The sequence below is a fragment of the Blastococcus tunisiensis genome (assembly GCF_900112815.1).
GTDB classification, from domain to species: Bacteria; Actinomycetota; Actinomycetes; order Mycobacteriales; family Geodermatophilaceae; genus Blastococcus_B; species Blastococcus_B tunisiensis.
The window spans coordinates 365,381-382,467 of the sequence record NZ_FOND01000002.1; the positions used below are offsets into that span (position 1 = coordinate 365,381).

Consider the following 17,087-nt stretch of genomic DNA (forward strand, 5'->3'; position numbering starts at 1 on the left):
CCAACAGAGGAATTCGTACGGCAGAGGCCTTTCCGGCCAATTCACACATGGGGGTAATTCGTGGATCCGAGGGCTGTATGGTCCGCCCTGCGGCAGGGCTGGAAATACTCCGTCGCGGGTCTGGTCCTCGGCGCCCTCCTCGGTTTCGGTGTGGGCTTCGTCGTGGGCCCCAGCTATTCGACGAGCATGCAGTTCTTCGTCTCCACAACGGAATCGGCCTCGACGTCCGAGGCCTTCCAGGGTTCTCAGCTCGCTCAGCAGCGGGTGGCGTCCTACGCCGACCTGCTGACCGGCAAGGAGCTGGGTGAGCGCGTCGCGCGGCGGCTGGACTCGGACATGGCTCCGGAGGAACTGGCGAGCAAGGTCTCCGCCTCGACGGTCACCGGCACCATCCTCATCGACGTGACGGTCAGCGACTCCACCCCGGACCGGGCAGAGGAGATCGCCGAGGCGATCGGCATCGAGTTCCCCGAGCTCGTCGCCGACCTGGAGAACCCCACCGGTGACGCGCAGTCCCCGGTGTACGTCGCCCAGACCGACAAGCCGGGCGCCGCCTTCTCCCCTTCGCCTCCGCTGACGGTGCGCAACGCGCTGTTCGGCGGCGTCCTCGGGCTCCTGGCGGGTGCCGCTCTCGCTATCACCCGGGTGCTCCTCGACCGCTCGGTCACCAACCAGGAGGACGTCGAGGAACTCACCGGCGCCCCGGTGATCGGCGTCGTCTTCCGGGACGACGCCCTGGACGAGCGGCACACGTTCGAGCAGGTGGAGAGCCGCACCGCCGAGCACTATCGGCAATTGCGCACCAATCTGCAGTTCCTCAGCGTCGACGACCCTCCCGAGGTCATCATGGTGTCGAGTTCCGTTCCCGCCGAGGGCAAGACCACCATGGCGATCAACCTCGCCATGGCGCTCGCCGACGCCGGCCGCCGCGTCACCGTGGTAGAGGCCGATCTGCGTCGCCCCAAGGTGACCGAGTACCTGCAGCTGGTCTCCGGCGTCGGCCTGACCAACCTGCTGGCGGGGACCGCCGACCTCGACGACGTCGCCCAGCAGGTCGGCGACCGCGACCTGTACGTCATCGCTGCGGGCCCCACGCCGCCGAACCCGAGCGAGCTGCTCGGCTCGAGCAGCATGGCGACGCTGCTGGAGAAGCTGCGCAGCGAGAACGACTACGTCATCGTCGACGCCGCGCCGCTGCTGCCGGTCGCCGACTCCTGGGGCCTGGCCGCGCACACCGACGGTGTCCTCCTCTCCGTGCGCCACGGCAGCACCCGGATGGAGCAGCTCGCGGAGGCCGGCGTAGCGATCGCGAGGGTGGGGGCCAAGCTGCTCGGCGTCGTACTGAACATGGTCCCGCTCAAGGGGGAGCTGGCCGCCGCGCACGCTCAGGGCTACGACTACGGCTATGCCGCCGACCGGCTGCCGACCGGGTCGGCTACCCCGTCTTCGTCGGCCGAGGCGGCGCGCTCCGGGGTGTCCGGCGGCGCGGTCGCGAAGATTCCCACCTCGGCAGAGCGCCCGCCGGCCGGAAGCGGGCGGAACCTCATGGAGCCGGCCGGCCAGCGCTCGGCTCCGGTGCCGCCGGTCCCTGCTATCCCGAGGACCAACCGCGTCAAACCGCGCAGGTTCCCGAAGTAGGGCTCACGCCTCGATCCGCCGGCTATCTCGATGCTCCTGATCTTGGTCGGGGCGGTGCGGGGAGGGGCATGAGTGGTCGGCCGGTCGTGTCCGGCTGCTTCATCTGGGGTCGTTCCTCGCACCGCTCTGCGGCTGGAGCAGTCATGTGGTGGCTGTGCCGGGGCGGCCGGGTGGCATCCGTTCGTCACGAGCCACCGGCGATCCCCGCTCGACCGGCGGATCGAGGCGGAGACGTCGGACACGGTTGGACCCTCTGACCCCGAGGAGCTAGTTGCGTCCACATACCCGGCGAAACGACCTAGCGTGGGCGCCTGCTGCTTCGGCCGACCGGGCCGTCGCCGAGTCATGGGAAGTGGAGGAATGGGCACTCGGTCTCGATGGAAACTCGTAGCTCTCGGGGCGGCCGTGTGCGTCCTCGTCACGGCGTCGTGCTCGTCGTCCGAGGCGCCGGATGGCCTCGCTGCCAGCAGCCCGCGCACCAATGGCACGTACCTGGCGTTGGGCGATTCAGTTCCTTTCGGGTCGTACGACGGCGCAGGGGACGCGTACGAGGACGCCGACAACTTCGTCGGTTATCCGCAGTTGGTCGGGGCGCAGCTCGGTCTCGCCGTGAGCAACGCGGCGTGTCCTGGAGAGACGACGGTGTCCTTCCGGGACGGCGGATGCGGCTATCGGGAGTCCTACCCGCTGCACGTGTCGTACGGGTCGGCCGGCCAGCCGCAACTGGACTTCGCCCTGGAGAAGCTGGCCGAGCTTGACGACGTGGAGTTGGTGACGGTGCAGCTCGGTGCGAACGACGCATTCGAGTGCCAGCGGTCCACCCGAAGTCGCTGCACTGACGCAACGGACGTGCAGGCATTCGCGCGGTCGGTGCAGTCGAACCTGGACTCGATCTTGTCGGCGCTGCGTGAGAAGGCGGGTTACGGGGGGCAGCTCGTCGTCGTGACGTACTACGTCCCCAACTCAGATGAAGCGTTCGGGCAGGCGCTCCGGACGTTGGACGAAGTGATCGACACGGTGGCCAGGGCCCACGACGCTGCCGTCGCGGACGGCTACGAGGCCTTTCGCGAGAAGGCCGAGACGACCGCTGGCGATACGGTCGAGGCGGGACTGGTCTACCCGAACGACGTGCACCCGACCGACGCGGGGCAGCGGGTGCTCGCCGACGCGGTGCTCGCCGTCGTCGACTGAGCTGAGGCGCGCACGAACTCGCCGCAACCGTCGGCGCGGTGCGTTGTCTCACACCGGGTGTGGCAACCTGCGGGCGTGCTGAAGCGTCGAGTTCGCCGGGTGGTCGTGTCCGGGTTCCTCCTTGCCGTCGCGGTGACCGGCCTCACGGCCTGCCGGACCTCGCCCAGCGTCGCCGCCTACGTGGGCGACGAGCAGATCTCGGTGAGCGAGCTGGAATCGGCCGTCGACGACCGGCTCGCCGAGCCCGAGGTCGCCGCCTTCGCCGAGGGCCAGGAGGACGAGTTCACCCGGCGTGTGCTCGGCCTGCTCGTGCAGGAGGAGGTCTACGACGCCGCCGCCGAGCGCTACGACGTGCGGGTCACCGACGCCCAGGTGCGCGCCCGCATCGACGAGCTGCTCGGTGGCGAGGACGAGGACGACGTGTTCGGCCAGCTCGCCGAGCAGGGCATCGGCCGCGCCGACGTCCTGGAGAACGTCCGCCAGCAGCTCGTGCGGCGGGAGATCGCCGAGGCCGAGGGCGGAGCCGACGCGCTCAGCCAGCAGGCCCTGCGGGCCCGCTACGAGGAGGTCCGGGAGACCCTCGGCCAGGTCTCCTTCGGCTACATCACCGTGCCCGACGACGCGACGGCGCAGGCCGTCGTCGCCCAGCTGAACGCCGACCCGGCCGCCTACCCGGCCCTCGCCGCGCAGTACCCCGGCGCCGCCACGACCCCCGCGCTGGAGTCGCGCGCACCCGGTGAGCTGCCGGCGGTCCTCGCCGAGGGGATCCAGGCGGCCGAGCCCGGCACCGCGTTCGCGACCCCGGTGCCCGAGGCCGGCGGCGTCGTCGTCACGTTCGTGGAGGGCGTCGTCTACCCGTCGTTCGAGGAGGTCCGCCCGCAGCTGGAGGACGAGGCCGCCCAGGCGGTCGAGGCGGTGGGCGACGAGCTGATCGGCACCGTCCGCGAGGACCTCGGCGTGACCGTGAACCCGCGCTACGGGGTGCTCGAGGAGGGCCGCCTGGTGCCCGCCGACGGCGGCGTGGTCGACATCCTCGGCGACGACGACCCCGAGCTGGCGGCCCCCGCCGAGTAGCCCGTCGGCACCGCTCGCGAGACTGGCCGGGTGCCCGTCGCCCTCGTCGTCCGCGTCGACCCCCGTCTCCCCGCGCTGCTCGGGGCGGCCGGGTGGCAGGCCGTGACCGGGCCCCGGGCCGTGGTCGCCCTCCCCGGGGCCGACGCGGACGCGGCGATGCTGCGGGCGGCCGGCGTCGCGGTGCAGGACCTGCCCGACGCCGTGGCGGCGGCGGAGCGGGCCGACGACGTCGTCTGCCTGGCATCGCCCGCCGAGGCCGCCGCCTTCTCCGGTGTCCCGGTCGTCGTCGGAGCGCCGGAGCCGCCCGGCGCGCGGCTGCTCGACGTCGTCGCCGTCATGGACCGGCTCCGGTCACCGGGCGGCTGCCCCTGGGACGCCGAGCAGACGCACTCCTCGCTGCGCGGCTACCTGCTCGAGGAGGCGCACGAGGCCTACGACGCGATCGTCGACGACGACCCGGTGGCCATGCGGGAGGAGCTGGGCGACGTCCTGCTCCAGGTGGCCTTCCACGCGCGGGTGGCCGCCGAGGCCGCACCGGAGCGCCGGTTCGACATCGACGACGTCGCCGGCGACCTGGTCGACAAGCTGGTCCGGCGGCACCCGCACGTCTTCGGGAACGCCGGCCCGCGCGACGTGGCGCAGGTCGAGGCCGGCTGGGAGGAGATCAAGAAGGCGGAGAAGCAGCGGCGGTCGCCCACCGAGGGGGTCTCGCGGTCGCAGCCGGCGGCCGCGTGGGGAGCCGCCCTGGTGCGGCGGGCGGGGCGGGCCGGGCTGAGCATCCCCACGCCGGCCGAGCTGTCGGCGCGTAGTCCCGAGGAGCTGGGGGAGCGGCTGCTCGCCGTCGTCACCGCCGCCGAGCAGCGCGGCTGGGACGTCGAGGACGCCCTCCGCGAGGCGGTCCGCCGCTACGCCGGCGAGCTCGACGCCGAGGCGGAGGAGCGCGGCACCGTCGACTCACCCGAAGGAGACCGGCCCTGATCGCCGAACCGCTCGACATCCCGTCCCTGACCGCTGCCGAGGACGTGGCGGACCTGGTGCCCGACGAGACCTGGCAGCTCGTCGCCCTGCTGGCCGTCGCCGCGTTGGCGGCCTGGCTGGTCGGCGTGCTGATCGGGGTCCTGGTGCGCCGGCTGGCCCGCACGTCGGTGGTCGCGGCCGACCTGTCCCGTCGCGGCCGGGCGCCGCTGCGGACGCTGCTGGTGCTGATCGCCGTCACGGTCGTGCTCGACGCCGGGCCCGCCCTCGGCGGCTGGCGGGACCCGGTGGTGCGGGTGCTCGGGCTGGCCCTGATCGCCACCGTCGGCTGGCTGCTGGCGGTCGCGGTGCAGGTGGCCGCGGACATGGCGCTGGCCCGGTACGACGTCGACGTCGTCGACAACCGGCACGCCCGCCGGGTCCGCACGCAGATCTCGCTGCTGCGCCGGCTGGCGATCGTGCTCGTCGTCGTCCTGACGATCGCGGCGATGCTGCTGACCTTCCCCGCGGCGCGGGCCGCCGGCGCCGGCATCCTGGCCAGCGCGGGGGTCATCTCCATCGTCGCCGGCCTGGCCGCCCAGACGTCGCTGGCCAACGTCTTCGCCGGGCTGCAACTGGCCTTCACCGACGCGATCCGGGTCGACGACGTGGTGGTGGTCGAGGACGAGTGGGGGCGGATCGAGGAGATCACGCTGACCTACGTCGTCGTCCACATCTGGGACGACCGCCGGCTGGTGCTGCCCTCGACGTACTTCACGACCACGCCGTTCGAGAACTGGACCCGCAAGGAGTCCGCCGTCCTGGGCTCGGTCGAGCTGGACGTCGACTGGACGGTGCCCTTCGACGAGATGCGCACCGAGCTGCACCGGCTGCTGGAGGACGAGGGCGGTCGGGGCCCCGAGCTCTGGGACGGCCGGGTGGGCGTGCTGCAGGTGACCGACGCGGTCGGCTCGGTGGTGCGGGCCAGGGTGCTGGTCAGCGCCCAGGACGCCGGGACGCTGTTCGACCTGCGCTGCCACGTCCGCGAGCACCTGGTCGGCTGGCTCCAGCGCGAGCACCCCGAGGGTCTGCCGCACGTGCGCGTCGAGGGCGCCTCCATCGCGCCGAGCGCGGTCCGGGCGGGCCGGCGCCCGCTCGCGCCGTCGTCGTCCGACAGCTCGCTGTTCACCGGCAGCACCCAGGCGCGCGAGCGCTCACGGGCGTTCGCCGGGCCCAGCCAGGAGGAGGTCGCCGACCGCGACACGGCTCCCGGACCCCCGGAGGACGACCGCCCGGAGCGCGGCAGCTGAGCGGGTCTGGCGCGGCTGGTTAGGCTGCCCCCGTGCCGAGCATCGATGCCGTAGGCGCGCGGGAGATCCTGGACTCGCGCGGAAACCCCACCGTGGAGGTCGAGGTCGCCCTCGACGACGGGACCATCGCCCGGGCCGCCGTGCCCAGCGGCGCCTCCACGGGCGCCTTCGAGGCGGTCGAACTGCGCGACGGCGGTGACCGCTACGGCGGCAAGGGCGTGACCAAGGCCGTGGACGGCGTCCTCGACGTCATCGGCCCCGAGCTGGTCGGCTACGAGGCGACCGAGCAGCGGCTGGTCGACCAGCGGCTGATCGACCTCGACGGCACGCCCGACAAGTCGCGCCTGGGCGCGAACGCCATCCTGGGCGTCAGCCTCGCCGTCGCCCGCGCGGCCGCGGACTCCACCGGCCTGCCGCTGTTCCGCTACGTCGGCGGCCCCTCGGCCCACCTGCTGCCGGTGCCGATGATGAACATCCTCAACGGTGGCGCTCACGCCGACAGCAACGTCGACGTCCAGGAGTTCATGATCGCCCCCATCGGGGCCGCCACGTTCGCCGAGGCGCTGGCCATGGGCACCGAGACCTACCACGCGCTCAAGGCGGTCCTGAAGAAGGACGGCCTCGCCACCGGGCTCGGGGACGAGGGCGGCTTCGCGCCCAACCTGTCGAGCAACCGCGCCGCGCTGGACCTCATCGTCCGCGCCGTGGAGCAGGCCGGTTACGCGGTCGGCAGCGACATCGCCTTCGCCCTCGACGTCGCGGCGACCGAGTTCCACTCCGACGGCGCCTACGCCTTCGAGGGCCGGAAGCTGTCGGCGGAGGAGATGACCGCCTACTACGCCGAGCTGGTCGACGCCTACCCGATCGTGTCCATCGAGGACCCGCTCGACGAGGAGGACTGGGCCGGCTGGGTGTCGATGACGCAGCAGCTCGGCGACCGCGTGCAGATCGTCGGCGACGACCTGTTCGTCACCAACCCGACCCGGCTCGCCGACGGCATCTCCCGCGGGGCGGCCAACGCGCTGCTGGTGAAGGTCAACCAGATCGGCACGCTGACCGAGACCCTCGACGCGGTCAACCTGGCCCACCGCAGCGGCTACCGCTGCATGATGAGCCACCGCTCCGGCGAGACCGAGGACACCACGATCGCCGACCTCGCCGTCGCCACCGACTGCGGTCAGATCAAGACCGGCGCCCCGGCGCGCTCCGAGCGGGTGGCCAAGTACAACCAGCTGCTGCGCATCGAGGAGGAGCTCGACGACGCGGCCCGCTACGCGGGCGCCGGGGCCTTCCCGCGCCTGGCCGGCTGAGCCGCCCAGCGATGAGCGCGAGCGGATGAGCAACGTCCGTGCCCGGCGCGGCGGGTCGCCGGGCGACAGCCGGCGCACCGGCCGGGCCCCCCGGGTGCACTCCACCCGGCCGGTCCCGGCCGGGCTGCGCAGCAGCGCCACCAGCCGGCCGGGCGCCCGCCGGGGGATGCGCCGGTCGGTCCGGTCCACGACCGCGACGGCGCCCCGCCGGCGGCCGATGGTCACCGGCCGGGCGGTGCTGCTGGGCGGCCTCGTGCTGCTGCTCGCGCTGACCCTGGCCGGGCCGATCCGCCAGTACCTGGCCGGGCAGGCCGAGCTGGAGCAGCTCGCCGCCGAGGGCCGGGAGCTGGACCAGCGGGCGGTGGAGCTGGGCGAGCAGCTCGAACGGCAGTCCGACCCCGTCTACGCCCAGCGGCAGGCCCGCGAGCGGCTCACCTACGTGCTGCCCGGCGACCGGCTGGTCGTCGTCGTCGACGGCGAGGCGGTGGAGGGCGACGCCGGCACGCTGGCCTCGGCCGGCCCGGACGAGCAGCTGCCCTGGTACGAGGGCCTGATGCAGTCACTGGCCGACGCCGACGGCTGATCAAGGACCCCCTCCTCCCCGCCCCTCGCAAGCTCGGGGCGGTGCCCTGGAGGGGGCCGTTCGCGCCCGGCCAACGCCCTCCCGCACACTCGTCGGGTGGACGAACGCGTGACCGACGTCGAGCGGGAGATCGTCGCCCGGCAGCTCGGCCGGCCGCCGCGGGCCCTGGTCGCGGTGGCGCACCGCTGCCCGTGCGGTCAGCCCGACGTCGTCGAGACGGCACCGCGGCTCGAGGACGGCACGCCGTTCCCGACGCTGTACTACCTGACCTGCCCGCGGGCCACGGCCGCGGCCAGCCGGCTGGAGTCGGCCGGCCGGATGCGCGACTGGCAGGACGAGCTGGCCACCGATCCCGAACTCGCCGCCGGTTACCAGCGGGCGCACGAGGCCTACCTCGCCACCCGGGACGAGCGGGACGTGCTGCCGACGCGGATGACCGCCGGTGGCATGCCCGACCGGGTGAAGTGCCTGCACGCGCTCGCCGGGCACGCCCTCGCCGCCGGCCCGGGCGTCAACCCGATCGGCGACCGGGCGGTCGAGGAGATGGGGGAGTGGTGGGCCGCAGGCCCCTGCGCCCGCCCTGCCGAGGGAACCCCGTGAGCGAGCGTGCGAGCTCACGCGGGGGTACAGCACCCTGGGGCACGTGCTCGACGAGCGTCAGCGAGGCGAGCGCGTGACCCGGGTCGCGGCCATCGACTGCGGCACCAACTCCATCCGGCTGCTGGTCGCCGACGTGCCCGAGGACGGCGCGCACACCGACCTGACCCGCCGGATGGAGGTCGTCCGCCTCGGTCAGGGAGTCGACGCCACCGGCCGGCTCGCCCCGGAGGCGATCGAGCGCACCCGGCTCGCCCTCGCCGGGTACACCGACGCCGCCCGGGACCTGGGTGCCACGGCGATCCGGATGGCCGCCACCAGCGCCAGCCGGGACGCGGCCAACCGCGCGGACTTCGAGCAGATGGTGCTCAGCACGCTGGGCCGGCTGCCGGACGTGATCACCGGGCGCGAGGAGGCCGAGCTCTCCTTCCTCGGCGCCACCGCCTCGCTCGACGCGGCGGCCGTCGCGCACGGTGCGCCGCCGCCCCGCCCGCCGTTCCTGGTGGTCGACATCGGCGGGGGGTCGACGGAGTTCGTGCTCGGCGACGACGCCGGCGTGCGGGCGGCCCGGTCGGTCGACATCGGTTGCGTCCGGCTCACCGAGCGGCACCTGCACGGCGACCCGCCGTCCGCCGAGGAGATCCGCCGGGCCGTGGACGACGTCCGCGCCGCCCTGGCGCAGGTGACCGCCGAGGTGCCGGTGGCCGAGGCGGGCACCCTGGTCGGCGTCGCCGGCTCGGTGACCACCGTCGCCGCGATCGCCCTCGGGCTGCCGGCCTACGACCCGGTCGCCATCCACGGGTCCCGCATCCCCGTGGCGACGGTGCGGGAGGTGTCCGAGGACCTGCTGGCCGCGACCCGGGAACGGCGCGCCGCAATGCCGGTCATGCACCCGGGGCGGGTCGACGTCATCGGCGCCGGCGCGCTGATCCTCCGGGTGCTGATGGACGAGTTCGGGCTCGCCGAGGTCGTGGTGAGCGAGCACGACATCCTCGACGGCATCGCCCTGCGCCTCGCCCGCGGCTGACGGCCGTGGCTCTCGACGCCGGCGGCTACCCCGTCACCCGCAGCGCCGGCGGTGTCATCCGGTCCGCGGCGGGTGCCCGCGATCTCGCCGTCCTGGAGACGCGGATCTCCGGCTGCCGCGCCTGCCCGCGGCTCGTCGCCTGGCGCGAGGAGGTCGCGCGGGTCAAGCGGGCGTCGTTCCGGGACGAGGAGTACTGGGGCCGCCCGGTGCCGGGCCTCGGGCCGGCCGACGCGCGCATCGCCGTCGTCGGCCTGGCGCCGGCCGCGCACGGCGGGAACCGCACCGGCCGGGTGTTCACCGGCGACCGCAGCGGGGACTGGATCTTCGCCGCCCTCTGGCGGGCGGGGCTGGCCAACCAGCCGACCTCGACGCACCTCGGCGACGGGCTGGAGCTGACCGGCGTCCGGGTCGCCGCCGCCGTCCGCTGCGCGCCCCCGGACAACGCGCCGACCCCGCAGGAGCGCGACACCTGCAACCCGTGGCTGGCCCGGGAGCTGGCGCTCCTGCCGGACCTGCGGGTGGCCGTGGTGCTCGGTGGCTTCGGCTGGACGGCGCTGTGGCCGGTCCTGGCTGCCGCGGGCTACCGGATCCCGCGGCCCCGGCCGGCGTTCGGCCACGGCGTCGAGGTGCGGCTCGAGGGCCCGCGCGGCCCGCTGACCCTGCTGGGCAGCTACCACGTCAGCCAGCAGAACACCTTCACCGGCCGCCTCACCGAGCCCATGCTGGACGCCGTGCTCGGCCGGGCCACCGCGCTGGCCGGGTACCCACCGCTCACCCCGTGACCGGCCGGTCCTCCCGGTCGGCCAGGTGCGCACCGAGGGAGGCGCCGAGGGAGGTGACCGCCGCCGTCGACGCCGTCACCAGCCCGGCCGAGGCGTGCGCGACGTGCCAGAGGCCGTCCAGCCGGCGCAGGTCCACCGGCACCCCGGCCGCGCGGGCGCGGTGGGCCAGGCGGACGGCGTCGTCGAGCAGGATCTCCTCGCTGCCGACGTGCATCGTGATCGGCGGCAGGCCGGCCAGGTCGGCCTCCAGCGGGGCGAGCTCCGCGGGGTCGGCGTCCCGCCCGAAGTCGCGGGCGCACCGGCGCAGCCACGAGGGCCGGAGCATCGCGTCCGTGCGGTCGGCGGGCCACGTGCCGGCCAGGTCGAGCCAGGGGGAGATGAGCCCCAGCGCGGCGGGTGCGGGGTCACCGCTGTCGCGCAGCCACAGCGCGGCGGTCAGCGCCAGCCAGCCGCCCGCGGAGTCGCCCGCCACCGCGGTGCGCGCCGGCGTGGCCCCCCGGTCGAGCAGCTCCCAGTAGGCGGCCAGCACGTCCTCCAGCGCCGCCGGGTAGGGGTGCTCCGGAGCCAGGCGGTAGTCCAGCACGTGCACGGTGGCGCCGCTGGCCGCCGCGAGGTGGCCGGCCAGCGCCCGGTGCGTGGCGGGCGAGCCGGTGGTGAACCCGCCGCCGTGCAGGTAGAGGATCGCGGCGCCGGGATCGCCCCCGTCCGGGACGTGCGTCTCGGCCGGCCGCCTGCCCAGGCGGCCGGGACGGATCGTCACGTCCTCGGCCAGCGGCGTGTGCGCGGTGACCAGGGTCATCCACCGGCGCTGCACGCCGACCGGCACGCGCGGGCCGAGCACCGGGCGGAGGAGTCCGCGCACACCCGCGCGCATGATCCGTACGGGCACCTGGGGACGGCGGTTCACGGCGGAACCGTACGACAGACCCGGGCGCCGCACCGCTAGCGTGCGCAGGACGCCCCCGTAGCCCAATCGGCAGAGGCAGGCCCCTTAAAAGGGTCCCAGTGTCGGTTCGATCCCGACCGGGGGCACGTCCGGGCGCCCGTCCGGGGGAACCCGCGACACGCCGGAACGTCCTGGGGACCTCGGGCGTTGACCTGACCGAGTGGAGTGCAGCACCGTGAGCTCCACGGACCGACCAGTCACCTCAGGGAGATGACGATGCCCAGCAGCAACCCGGCGTTCAGCCGGCTCGGTGGCGCCGGTAACGGCCAGCAGAGCGCCGGCTGGGGCGCACAGCCCCAGCAGTACGGTGCTCCCACCCAGCACGACCCCTACGCCGCACCGTCGCCGTACGCGGCGACGACCACGCAGTACATGACGATGGACGACGTCGTCGCCAAGACCGGGATCACCTTCCTGGTGACGGTGGCCACCGCCGCCGCCACCTGGGCGCTGCCCGGCCAGACCGGCTGGGGCTTCGCGCTCCCGGCGGTGCTGATCGCGTTCGTGCTCGGCCTGGTGATCGCCTTCAAGCAGATCGCCAACCCGGCCGCGACGCTGTCCTACGGCGCGCTCTACGGTGTCGCGCTCGGCGCCATCAGCGAGGCGTTCAACGACATCTACCCGGGCATCGTCATGCAGGCGCTGATCGGCACCTTCGGTGTCTTCGCCGGCATGCTGGTGATCTACAAGACCGGCGCAATCCGGGTCACCCCGAAGCTCACCCGCTGGGTCGTCGCGGCCGCCATCGGCGCGTTCGTGCTCATGCTGGCCAACCTGGTCGCCGGCTTCTTCGGCGCCTCGCTCGGCATCCGGGACGGCGGCCCGCTCGCGATCGGGTTCAGCCTGCTCGTCATCGGCATCGCCGCGTTCTTCCTGCTGCTCGACTTCGACATGGCCGACGAGGCCATCCGTCGCGGGGCGCCGGCGAAGTTCGCCTGGTACATCGCCTTCGGCCTGCTGGTCACCGTGATCTGGCTCTACATCGAGATCCTGCGGCTGCTCAGCTACTTCCGCGAGTAGAAGGACCCCCTGCCCCCCCACCGCTCGCAGGCTCGCGGCGGGGCCCTGCAGGGAGCCGTTCCAGCACGGACGAAGGCCCGGTCCCCGCGAGGGGGCCGGGCCTTCGTCGTGTGCGCCGCCACCGGCGGTGACCATCGGCGGATGGCTGCAGCCGACGGCGTGTCGGACAGCCATCCGCCGATGATCACCGCGAGGTGGCCTCCATCAGGAAAGGCGCTCGAGCACCATCGCCATGCCCATGCCGCCGCCGACGCACATGGTCTCCAGGCCGAACGTCTCGTCCCGGGTCTGCAGGCCGTTGAGCAGCGTGCCGGTGATGCGGGCGCCGGTCATGCCGAACGGGTGGCCGACGGCGATCGCGCCGCCGTGCACGTTCAGCTTGTCGATGTCGATGCCCAGGTCGCGGTAGCTGGGGATGACCTGGGCGGCGAACGCCTCGTTGATCTCCACGAGGTCGATGTCGCCGATGGTCATGCCGGCCCGCTGCAGCGCGAGCTTCGAGGCGTCGACCGGGCCGTAGCCCATGATCTCCGGCGACAGGCCGGTGACCGCGGTGGAGACGATCCGGGCCAGCGGGGTCAGCCCCAGCTCGGCGGCCTTGGTGTCGCTCATGACCACCACGGCGGCCGCGCCGTCGTTGAGCGGGCAGGCGTTGCCGGCCGTCGCGCGGCCGTCGGGGCGGAAGACCGGCTTGAGCTGGGAGAGCGCCTCGACGGTGGTGCCGGCGCGCGGGCCGTCGTCCTTGCTGACGACGGTGCCGTCGGGCGTGGTGACCGGGGTGATCTCCCGCTCCCAGAAGCCGTTGTTGATGGCTTCCTCGGCCAGGTTCTGGCTGCGGGCGGCGAACTCGTCCATCTCCTGGCGGCTCACGTCCTTGATCAGCGCCAGGTTCTCCGCTGTCTGCCCCATGGCGATGTAGATGTCGGGGATGTCGCCGTTCTCGCGGGGGTCGGTCCAGGAGTCGCCGCCGCTCTCGGCGACCTTGGCCGTCCGGGCCTGGGCCTCGGCGAAGGCGGGGTTCTGCGTGTCCGGCAGCGAGTCGCTGTTGCCCTTCACGAACCGGGACACCATCTCCACGCCGGCGGAGATGAACACGTCGCCCTCGCCGGCCTTGATGGCGTGCATCGCCATGCGGGTGGTCTGCAGCGACGAGGAGCAGTAGCGGGTGATCGTCGTCCCCGGCAGGTGGTCCATGCCGAGGAGGGTGGCGACGACGCGGCCCATGTTGTGGCCCTGCTCGCCGCCGGGCAGGCCGCAGCCGAGCATCAGGTCGTCGATGTCCCGCGGGTCCAGCGCCGGGACCTTGTCCAGCGCGGCCCGGACGATGGTCGCGGTCAGGTCGTCGGGGCGCAGGTCCTTCAGCGACCCCTTGAACGCGCGGCCGATGGGGGAGCGGGCGGTCGCGACGATGACGGCTTCGGGCATGGGTCCTCCACGATGAGGTGGGCGCCGGGCGCGGGTGCGCGGGCGACGGGTCGACCCCGAAACTACCCCGCGGTAACGGGGGTGGGCGTGCCCCGCCCGCGACCGCGCTCAGGCGGTGCTGTCGGTGAGCTCCTGGGCCTCGTCCGGCGTCGGGATCTCGGGACGGCGCCGACGACGGAGCAGCGCCCACGGTCCCCACGGCCCGGTGTCGGAGCCCCGGACCTCGGCGGGCTGCACCTCGGTGCCGGTCCGGCTCGCCGCACGGGCAGCGGCCTGGGCGATCGGCTTGACCGTCCCGCGCCGGATGGGCCGGCGGCCCCGGTCGGCCGAGGCGGGCCAGGCGCCGACCGCGTCGGCGACGGAGGGGAGCAGCACGGCGGCGGCCTGCGCGTAGCCGTGCGCGCTCGGGTGGAACTCGTCCACGCTGAACATGTCCCGGTCGGTGGCGAAGGCCGGGCCGAGGACCGAGCCCAGCGACACGGTGCGGCCGCCGGCCTCCACCACCGCGACGGTCTGCGCGGCGGCCATCTGCCGGCTCCACCGCCGGGCCAGCGTGCGCAGCGGCTGGGCGATGGGGCGGATCGTGCCGAGGTCCGGGCAGGTGCCCACGACGACCTCGCAGCCGGCCTCGCTCAGCCGCCGCACGGCGTCGGCGAGGTGGCGGACGGAGTCGGCCGGGCGGGTCCGGCTCGTGACGTCGTTGGCGCCGATCATGATCAGCGCGACGTCGGGCCGCTCGGCGAGCGCCTGGTCGACCTGCTGGTCCAGCTGCGCCGAGCGGGCGCCCGAGACGGCGAGCCGGATCAGCCGCACGGGGCGCTCGGCGAGCTCGGTGAGGGCGGCGGCGATGAGGGCGCCGGGGGTCTGGGAGGCGTGCTCCACCCCGAGGCCGACGGCGCTGGAGTCGCCGAGCACGGTGAACACCAGCGGCTTCCCGCGGCCACGGCCGTACACGCCGTCGGGGGACGGCGGTCCGCCCTTGTCGGTGCGGGACTCGATGTTGCGGCGGGCGGCGCGGGCCTCCTCGCGGAGCAGCGCGACCAGGGCGGCGCTGCCGAGGGCGACGCTCCCGCCGCCGTAGGCCGTGGCGGCAGCAAGCCGTCTCGCCGTCCGCGTCACGGTGCCTCCGCTCCGGTGCTCTGCGTTGGTGCTGGTCCGCCTCGTGTGTCCACCGAGGTTATCGGCCCCCTACCGTGGCTCCTGTGGCCCACTCACCCGCTGGTGTGACCGTTTCCCCGGACCCGTCGGACCGGACCGATGTCATCGTCGGCGTCCTGACCGAGGCGTTCGCCGACCTCATGGCCGCCGACCCCGCCGCGTTCCGGACCAAGTTCCGCAAGATGGCCGCCGACCCCTTCGCGTTCTACCGCGGCAGTGCCTGCCTGTTCTACGCCGACATGGCGACAGCGGAGGACCGCTGGTGTGACGAGCGGACGTCGAGGGTGTGGATCCACGGTGACCTGCACGCCGAGAACTTCGGCACCTACATGGACGCCGACGGGCGCATCGTGTTCGACGTCAACGACTTCGACGAGGCCTACCTCGGCCACGTCAGCTGGGACCTGCGGCGCTTCGCGGCCAGCTTCGCGCTGATGTCCTGGGGCAAGGCGTTCTCCGACGAGGTGATCAGCGACCTGCTGACCGGCTACCTGAACGCCTGGCTGGACCAGGTGGAGGCCTTCGGCCGGTCCGACGCCGACCGGGACTTCGCGCTCACCGTGCACAACACCCGCGGGGCGGTGCAGGAGCTCATCCGGAGGACGGCCACCCGCACCCGGCTCGGACTGCTCGACCGGATGACCGTGGTGGAGCGGCACGAGCGGCGCTTCGCCGACTCCCCGCGCAACCGGCGGCTCGAGGACGCCGAGCGCGACGAGGTGCTGGCGGCGCTCGCCCGGTACGAGGCGACGCTGCCGCCCCGGCCCTGGCGGCGGGAGGTCGCCTACGACGTGAAGGACCTCGTCGGCACCGGCGGGTTCGGCATCGGCAGCGCCGGGCTGCCCGCCTACAACGTGCTGCTGGAGGGCTACGACGAGGCGCTGGAGAACGACGTCGTCCTGTCGCTGAAGCAGGGCAACGTCCCCGCGCCCAGCCGGATCGTCGACGACTCGCAGATCCGGCAGTACTTCGAGCACGAGGGTCACCGGACGGCGGTGAGCCGGCGGGCGCTGCAGTCGCACGCCTCGCAGTTCCTCGGCTACACCGACGTCCGCGGCACCGGCTTCGTCGTCGCCGAGCTGTCGCCGTACGAGCTCGACCTGGACTGGGAGGACCTCACCGAGCCGGCCGACATCCGGCCGGTCCTGGAGCAGCTCGGGCAGGCGACGGCGAAGCTGCACTGCGTGGGCGACGCCGACAGCGACCACACGCTCGTCCCGTTCCAGACCGAGGACGCCATCGCGACGATGCTCGACGGCCGGCGCCAGGAGTTCGTCGACGACCTCGTCGGGTTCGCGCACTCCTACGCCCGGCGCACCCAGGAGGACTTCCGGTTGTTCGTCGACGCCTTCCGGGCCGGCGCCATCCCGGGCATCAGCTCGAGCGGCTGACCGCCGTCGCCTGCGGCAGGTGTCAGCGCGTCGTCCGGTGGGCGTCGCGACGGTGCGCGACATCGACGACGGTGACCGCCCGGGCGTCGTCGTCGATCCGGTAGATCACCCGGTAGGTACCGCGACGCGCGCTGTGCCGATCGTCCAGCGGGGCGCGGAGCCGCTTTCCGACCCGGTGGGGGCTCTCCAGAAGGGGGCCGACGATGAAGTCGTGGGCGGCGACCGCGACGGCCCCGGGCAGGTGCTCCGTCAGCTGTCGTCGTGCGGTCGGGGTGATCGCGAGACGGTAGGCCTCCGACGCCTCGCTCACGGACGCGGTCCGCGCCGCCCGTCCATGGCCGCATCGAGTTGCTGCCGGGTCTCGGCTTCGCCTCGCGCCAGCTCGGCGTCAGAGCTGTGGAGCCGCCGCATCGCGTCCGCGTCGGCCAGGATCTCGATGGTCTCCTCGAGGGACTCCAGGTCCTCCTGGGCGATGAGCACCGCCGACGGCTTGCCGTGAACGGTCACGTGCACGCGCTCGTGGTGCCCGCTGACGCGCGCCACCACCTGCGACAGGCGCGCCTTCACATCCGCCAACGACATCGTGCTCATGACCAGAAGTATGACCAGAGTGGTCCGCGGTGTCCAGTGGTCAGCGGCTCCGGGGGGTGCGGACTGGAGGGGCCTGCTCCTCCCCATCCC

General features: G+C 73.7%; 17 protein-coding genes and 1 tRNA gene. 13 read left to right on the forward strand and 5 right to left on the reverse strand.

Going from position 1 to position 17,087, the window contains the following annotated elements:
* Positions 1 to 60 precede the first annotated feature (60 nt).
* The 10 genes from BM142_RS04235 to BM142_RS04280 all read left to right on the forward strand — a co-directional run bounded on the left by BM142_RS04235 (position 61) and on the right by BM142_RS04280 (position 10,466).
* Positions 61 to 1,638, forward strand: coding sequence for a tyrosine-protein kinase domain-containing protein (locus tag BM142_RS04235; RefSeq protein ID WP_092195498.1), 1,578 nt, complete (start codon positions 61 to 63; stop codon positions 1,636 to 1,638).
* A 405-nt stretch (positions 1,639 to 2,043) separates the two neighbouring features.
* Positions 2,044 to 2,829, forward strand: coding sequence for an SGNH/GDSL hydrolase family protein (locus tag BM142_RS04240; protein ID WP_175527080.1), 786 nt, complete (start codon positions 2,044 to 2,046; stop codon positions 2,827 to 2,829).
* A gap of 75 nt (positions 2,830 to 2,904) precedes the next feature.
* Positions 2,905 to 3,903: a SurA N-terminal domain-containing protein gene (locus BM142_RS04245; protein WP_175527081.1), complete on the forward strand. Its 999-nt coding sequence runs from the start codon at positions 2,905 to 2,907 to the stop codon at positions 3,901 to 3,903.
* A 30-nt stretch (positions 3,904 to 3,933) separates the two neighbouring features.
* Positions 3,934 to 4,881, forward strand: a complete 948-nt coding sequence (locus BM142_RS04250; RefSeq protein WP_092195501.1) for a nucleoside triphosphate pyrophosphohydrolase — start codon at positions 3,934 to 3,936, stop codon at positions 4,879 to 4,881.
* A gap of 44 nt (positions 4,882 to 4,925) precedes the next feature.
* Complete coding sequence (locus tag BM142_RS04255; RefSeq protein ID WP_254790527.1) at positions 4,926 to 6,167, forward strand: mechanosensitive ion channel family protein; 1,242 nt, start codon at positions 4,926 to 4,928, stop codon at positions 6,165 to 6,167.
* Between the two features lie 32 nt (positions 6,168 to 6,199).
* Positions 6,200 to 7,477 carry a phosphopyruvate hydratase gene (eno, locus tag BM142_RS04260; RefSeq protein WP_092195503.1) on the forward strand — a complete coding sequence of 426 codons (1,278 nt, stop codon included), beginning with the start codon at positions 6,200 to 6,202 and terminating at the stop codon, positions 7,475 to 7,477.
* 25 nt (positions 7,478 to 7,502) lie between these two features.
* The gene (locus BM142_RS04265) at positions 7,503 to 8,060 is read left to right on the forward strand and encodes a septum formation initiator family protein (RefSeq protein ID WP_092195504.1); all 558 of its coding nucleotides are present in this window, start codon (positions 7,503 to 7,505) and stop codon (positions 8,058 to 8,060) included.
* 96 nt (positions 8,061 to 8,156) lie between these two features.
* Positions 8,157 to 8,660 carry a DUF501 domain-containing protein gene (locus BM142_RS04270; protein ID WP_092195505.1) on the forward strand — a complete coding sequence of 168 codons (504 nt, stop codon included), beginning with the start codon at positions 8,157 to 8,159 and terminating at the stop codon, positions 8,658 to 8,660.
* A gap of 43 nt (positions 8,661 to 8,703) precedes the next feature.
* The gene (locus BM142_RS04275) at positions 8,704 to 9,684 is read left to right on the forward strand and encodes a Ppx/GppA phosphatase family protein (RefSeq protein ID WP_305764361.1); all 981 of its coding nucleotides are present in this window, start codon (positions 8,704 to 8,706) and stop codon (positions 9,682 to 9,684) included.
* A gap of 5 nt (positions 9,685 to 9,689) precedes the next feature.
* Positions 9,690 to 10,466 (forward strand): uracil-DNA glycosylase, encoded by a 777-nt coding sequence (locus BM142_RS04280; RefSeq protein WP_092195507.1) that lies wholly within the window; start codon positions 9,690 to 9,692, stop codon positions 10,464 to 10,466.
* Here the strand turns inward: BM142_RS04280 and BM142_RS04285 are convergent.
* Positions 10,456 to 11,373 (reverse strand): alpha/beta hydrolase, encoded by a 918-nt coding sequence (locus BM142_RS04285; protein WP_217640559.1) that lies wholly within the window; start codon positions 11,371 to 11,373, stop codon positions 10,456 to 10,458. The two genes, BM142_RS04280 and BM142_RS04285, sit on opposite strands and share 11 nt — an antisense overlap.
* 51 nt (positions 11,374 to 11,424) lie before the next feature.
* On the opposite strand from BM142_RS04285, the gene BM142_RS04290 reads away from it, so the two are divergent.
* A tRNA-Leu gene (locus tag BM142_RS04290) sits at positions 11,425 to 11,498 on the forward strand.
* A 130-nt stretch (positions 11,499 to 11,628) separates the two neighbouring features.
* A complete protein-coding gene (locus BM142_RS04295; protein ID WP_092195586.1) occupies positions 11,629 to 12,432 on the forward strand; it encodes a Bax inhibitor-1/YccA family protein in 804 nt (267 codons plus the stop codon).
* 204 nt (positions 12,433 to 12,636) lie between these two features.
* Here the strand turns inward: BM142_RS04295 and BM142_RS04300 are convergent, their stop codons facing one another.
* A complete protein-coding gene (locus tag BM142_RS04300; RefSeq protein WP_092195508.1) occupies positions 12,637 to 13,857 on the reverse strand; it encodes an acetyl-CoA C-acetyltransferase in 1,221 nt (406 codons plus the stop codon).
* A gap of 108 nt (positions 13,858 to 13,965) precedes the next feature.
* On the reverse strand, positions 13,966 to 14,976 hold the full coding sequence (locus tag BM142_RS04305) for an SGNH/GDSL hydrolase family protein (RefSeq protein ID WP_092195509.1): 1,011 nt from the start codon (positions 14,974 to 14,976) through the stop codon (positions 13,966 to 13,968).
* A 104-nt stretch (positions 14,977 to 15,080) separates the two neighbouring features.
* Here BM142_RS04305 and BM142_RS04310 point away from each other — a divergent pair, with 104 nt between their 5' ends.
* A complete protein-coding gene (locus tag BM142_RS04310) occupies positions 15,081 to 16,406 on the forward strand; it encodes a DUF2252 domain-containing protein (RefSeq protein WP_254790528.1) in 1,326 nt (441 codons plus the stop codon).
* A gap of 22 nt (positions 16,407 to 16,428) precedes the next feature.
* On the opposite strand, the gene BM142_RS04315 is transcribed toward BM142_RS04310, so the two are convergent.
* Positions 16,429 to 16,716 carry a type II toxin-antitoxin system RelE family toxin gene (locus BM142_RS04315; RefSeq protein WP_092195510.1) on the reverse strand — a complete coding sequence of 96 codons (288 nt, stop codon included), beginning with the start codon at positions 16,714 to 16,716 and terminating at the stop codon, positions 16,429 to 16,431.
* Entirely contained in the window at positions 16,713 to 16,997 is a 285-nt protein-coding gene (locus BM142_RS04320; protein WP_092195511.1) for a type II toxin-antitoxin system Phd/YefM family antitoxin, read from the reverse strand. Before BM142_RS04320 ends, BM142_RS04315 begins: the two co-directional genes overlap by 4 nt.
* Positions 16,998 to 17,087: the final 90 nt, after the last annotated feature.

Coding starts and splice junctions, on each gene's coding strand:
- BM142_RS04265 (WP_092195504.1), top strand. CDS start 7,503: ATGAGCAACGTCCGTGCCCGGCGCGGCGGGTCGCCGGGCGACAGCCGG.
- BM142_RS04295 (WP_092195586.1), top strand. CDS start 11,629: ATGCCCAGCAGCAACCCGGCGTTCAGCCGGCTCGGTGGCGCCGGTAAC.
- BM142_RS04300 (WP_092195508.1), bottom strand. CDS start 13,857: ATGCCCGAAGCCGTCATCGTCGCGACCGCCCGCTCCCCCATCGGCCGC.
- BM142_RS04320 (WP_092195511.1), bottom strand. CDS start 16,997: ATGAGCACGATGTCGTTGGCGGATGTGAAGGCGCGCCTGTCGCAGGTG.